Origin of the sequence: Gemmatimonas sp. (assembly GCF_041689975.1) — a bacterium.
Classification (GTDB): Bacteria; Gemmatimonadota; Gemmatimonadetes; order Gemmatimonadales; family Gemmatimonadaceae; genus Gemmatimonas.
The window spans coordinates 1-4,249 of the sequence record NZ_JBDNFF010000320.1 but is presented as its reverse complement, the minus strand read 5'-3'; the positions used below and the strand labels follow the sequence as shown (position 1 = coordinate 4,249).

Sequence of the window (4,249 nt, the reverse complement as noted above, 5' to 3'; positions counted from 1 at the left end):
GAGTTTGAGACCGAGCTTGTCCGCGAGGATGAGGTGGCTCTCGACTTCGAATGCCGACGAGATGGCGTAACTGAGAAATCGAGCACAATCGGCGTCACTGGGCTGAGCGACCCCTTCCGCGATGTTGGTGGGGATGGAGTCGACGGCGCGTGTGACTTGCGTGCTGAGGCCCGGCGCCTGCGTGCGCTTGATGCCGCGTGCAATCCGGTGCACTCGGACGGCCAGCGAAATCGCGCGATGCCACGCGAGAATGTTGGCGGGATCTTGCATGCGCCACGATAAGCGCGGCGCTCTCGGCATGTGTCATCGAAACCACGCAGTCACGCCAGATTCAACGCAGTCCCCTCCTGCATCCTGCCCCCTGAAACCCTCCCCCCTGCTCCCTAGGGAGTTCGCGATCTCGCCCCGACAAAAAACACGCCGTCAAGCCAAAGAAAGGGCGGCGCCGTCTCCGGCGCCGCCCAATCACTACACCCACAACCACGCTTAAAAACTGTACCGCACGCCCGCCTGCAGTCGATAAAAGTTCGCCACGGAGTTCACCACGCGGAACGGTTCGCCGGCTTCACGCGGATCGAACGTGTAGATCGGCTGCGCGCGCCCCGATCCGTCAAGCTGCGCACCCACCACGTTCACGATCGATTGCGTGGGGAACGCACCACGGCTTCGGATCTTTCCCCACTGGGAGTTCAGCATGTTGGGCAGGTTGAACACTTCGAATTGGAGCTGCACGCGATTGTCGCCGAGCGCAGGCAAGTTCTGACGAATGCTGAGGTCGAGCGTCGACCACCAAGGGTTGGCGCAGGAGTTACGCTCCATGATCTGCCCGCGCTGCGACTTCAAGCATGCCTGCCTGTTGATGAACTGCTCGAAGGCCGCGCCCTGTTCGGCCGCCGTAAATAACCGTGATGCGCCGGCCGACGGTACGAAGAACGATTGATCGCGGAACTGCATCTCGCTGGCGACGCGCGCATCGTTGGGCACGTAGATCGCGTCGTTTCCAACGTAGCCATCGCCGTTCAGGTCACCGCGATTGGAGCCCGCACCTGTTGCCGTCCACACCACCGGCGTACCCGACTGCGCCGTGTAGTTGAAGGCAATATCCGTGGGCGCCTTCTTCCACGGCGCCGTGTAGGTGCCCGTCACGACAAAGCGGTGCGGCATCTGGAAGCCACTCACGCCGAGCTGGGTGTCGAGTGCGTTGCCGGAGAGTACCCGACCATTGATGAAGTTGGAGCGAGCCACCGACGACGTGGCATCGATGATCGAGCGTGACTGCTGGTACGTGTAAGAACCGTTGAGTTCCCATCCGTTGGCGAAACGCCTCCGCAACTGCGACACCAGGATAGCCGACCAGGCGCCAGACTGATTCGACACGTCGAAGACGCCGTTTTCCTGACCGACATACGTCGCAATGCGTCCCGGCGCCCGTGTCGGGATGCCCGCCGTTGCCGCGGTCGTGGAAATGGTGCCGTACATCGTGCGGCCGTTCCGGTCGGTGCCGAGCGGCGCCGCCTGATTCAGGTTGGAGTAGAAGAGATCATTGATGCCACGGGTATACGTACCTTCAATGGTCGCGATCCATTCGTTGCCGAGGTCACGATCGTAGCCGAGCGTCGCGCGGAACACCTGCGGGAAGCTGAGGTCGTCTTCGATCGTGTTGATCGTGCCGACATTACCGTTCGGATTGAACGTCGCAATTTCCTGACCGGTCGCACAGCGCGGGGTCGGAGTGGTCGTGACGTATTGGCCCGCAGGCAACGGTGCACGAGTGCCGGAGTTGGTGATCGGATCGCACACCAGCTGCGAGAAATTGTTGCCGGTGTTCGTATACAGGTTCGACATGAACACGAACGGCGGCGGACCCATGAACACGCCGGCGCCGCCACGAAGCTGATTCTTCTGATCACCCGTGACGTCCCAGTTCATGCCGAGACGGGGCGACACATGCATACGCATCTGTGGCAGCTCGCCGCTCCGACCGAAGTCGGACTGAAGCCGCGGCAGCGCAAACGGCTGATCCTGGAAGTTGACCCAATCGCCACGAATGCCCGCGTTGATGCTGATGCGGTCGGTCACGTTCCAGAGGTCCTGCGCATACAGCGAGTACGTGGCAGCCGTGAAGCGTGCGATCGGATCGCCGCCACCGGGCACTGGAGCGCCGACCTCGAATCGGCGGGCCACACCACGATCGAGCGAATCGAGATTCGCAAACGTCCACACGCCGAAGGAGTTCTGCGTGAAGACATTCTGGGCCTTGTACACTTCCGCGCGACCACCAAACGTCACGGTATGACGTCCAAGGGGAATAGTGAGATCGTTCTTCAGCTCGAGGATATCCTGATCCAGGCTGTTGCCCTGTGACGAGTTTTCTGCGCCAGCGCGCAAGCGTGCAACACCGCCGTTCGGGTTCGGCACGTTCTCGACGATGACCGCAGGGGCTCGAGCAGGAAGAATGCGCTCGAAGCGCTGCACGTTGTAGCCGACCTGCAGTTCGTTCGACCAGCCGTTCGAGAAGTTGCTGAACAACTGCAGGCCCGACGAGTTGCTAATGTCGTTGCGATTGAATGCCCACGACGACAAGTCGAAGAACGGATTGGCCGTCGCGTTGGACCGGCCGAAGTCCTGCGTCTGGTTATTGTTGTAGTTGTTGCGGAACACCAGGCGATGCTGATCGCTGATCTTGAGGTCGACGCGGCCCAGAAAGTTGTACAACGGCGTGGCATTGGAGATGCCGAGGCCGGAGCCTCCGTCGAAGCCGAAGATGCGCTGGACGCCGGTGTTGAAGCGGTCGATGGATGCTTGGCCCACGGGAACCGGAACTGGCGCGTTGGCGGCCTGTCCGAAGAAGGGTCCGCCCGCAGGTGCGGCCTCAGAGTTCACGTCGCCGGCAAAGAAGAAGTGCAACCGATCCTTGATGATCGGACCGCCGATGGAGCCGGCATACATGCGTCGTGCGAAGCTCGTGTTCCGCGTGACCGGGTCATTGGCCGACATCTGCTGGTCGCGGTACTGCGCCGACAGCGTCACCCGAAGATCGTTCGTACCGTTCTTGGTGATGATGTTCGTGAGACCACCCGTGAAGTTGCCCTGGCGCACGTCGAACGGCGACAATAGGATCTGGAACTCCTTGATCGCTTCCAGCGAGATACCACGGCCGCTCGCCGCCGCACCGAGCTGCTGATCGGAGTTCAAACCAAAACGATCGACTGCCGTGAGGCCGTCCACCTGAATGTTGTTGAATCGAGCGTTCTGGCCGGCGAAGCTGGACACACCACCGCTGTTCGGGTTCGTCGCCACGTAGGGAGACGTCTGGATGAGATCGGTGATGTTGCGCGTGAGGTTGGGCAGGCGGCGCACCAACGAATCCGACACGCGCGACTGCGCGCCTTGGCGGGACGGATTGAAGTCGGATGCGCCGGAGCTGGCCGTGGTGACGAGCTCCGTGAGCTGTACCGCCTGCCGCGTGAGCACGAAGTTCGCGCGCACATTCTGTGTGACGCGCACCGTGAGGTCGTTTCGCACTTCCGGACGATACCCGATAAACCGGACACTCACATTGTACGTCCCGGTCTCGAGCCCCTGCAGCGTGTACGAGCCGCTTTTCTTCGTCAGCGTGGAGAGCTTGAAACCAGTCGCTTGGTTCACGGCGCTCACGGTTACCCCTTCAAGGCCATTGCCACTCGAATCGGAAGCAACTCCGGAGATGGCGCCCGTGGTGGGACCCTGAGCGGCGATCGGCTTCGGCGCTCCGATGGCGAACGCAGCCACCGCGGCAGCGAGGCCAAACCAACGTTGAATTCGCATAGGTGCAGTCTCTTGGTATAGATAAGGAAACGACCCTCGGCGCTGGACAGACCAGACCGGCCACCGAGATGGCGAAAATTAGGGTCGCCGTCACATACGGGCAACTGAGTGCTGTAACCGGTGGGTCACGACGAGGCGGGGCGGCGGATGGTTTTACGCCCTAGGGAGCAGGATGGAGGGTTTCAGGAGGCAGGATGCAGGTGACCGGCGCGCGGTTGCTGCTCCCTGCCCCCTGAAATCCTGTACCCTGCTCCCTAGGGAGTAAGCCTTACCGCGTCGCCGACCTCCGCCCAACCGTGAGGTAATACACCGGCACCCCCAGCAGAATCACCCCGAATACGCCCAACGTCGGCACGCGCTGCGCGTCGTCCATCAGCGCGTTCACCAGCAGGAACAGCGTGGCCAGACAGAACAACGCCGGGACCAGCGGATATAGCGGCGT

2 protein-coding genes are annotated in these 4,249 nt (G+C 61.8%); both read right to left on the bottom strand.

Annotated elements, in window-relative coordinates; genetic code table 11:
* The coding region (locus ACESNG_RS19115) for a four helix bundle protein (protein ID WP_373070388.1) at positions 1–270 on the bottom strand (270 nt) is incomplete at its 3' end.
* A gap of 216 nt (positions 271–486) precedes the next feature.
* Positions 487–3,807: a TonB-dependent receptor domain-containing protein gene (locus ACESNG_RS19110; RefSeq protein WP_373065022.1), complete on the bottom strand. Its 3,321-nt coding sequence runs from the start codon at positions 3,805–3,807 to the stop codon at positions 487–489.
* Positions 3,808–4,249 lie beyond the last annotated feature (442 nt).

What these genes read in the sequence shown, in the direction of transcription:
- ACESNG_RS19110 (WP_373065022.1), bottom strand. Translation starts at nt 3,807, where the DNA reads ATGCGAATTCAACGTTGGTTTGGCCTCGCTGCCGCGGTGGCTGCGTTC.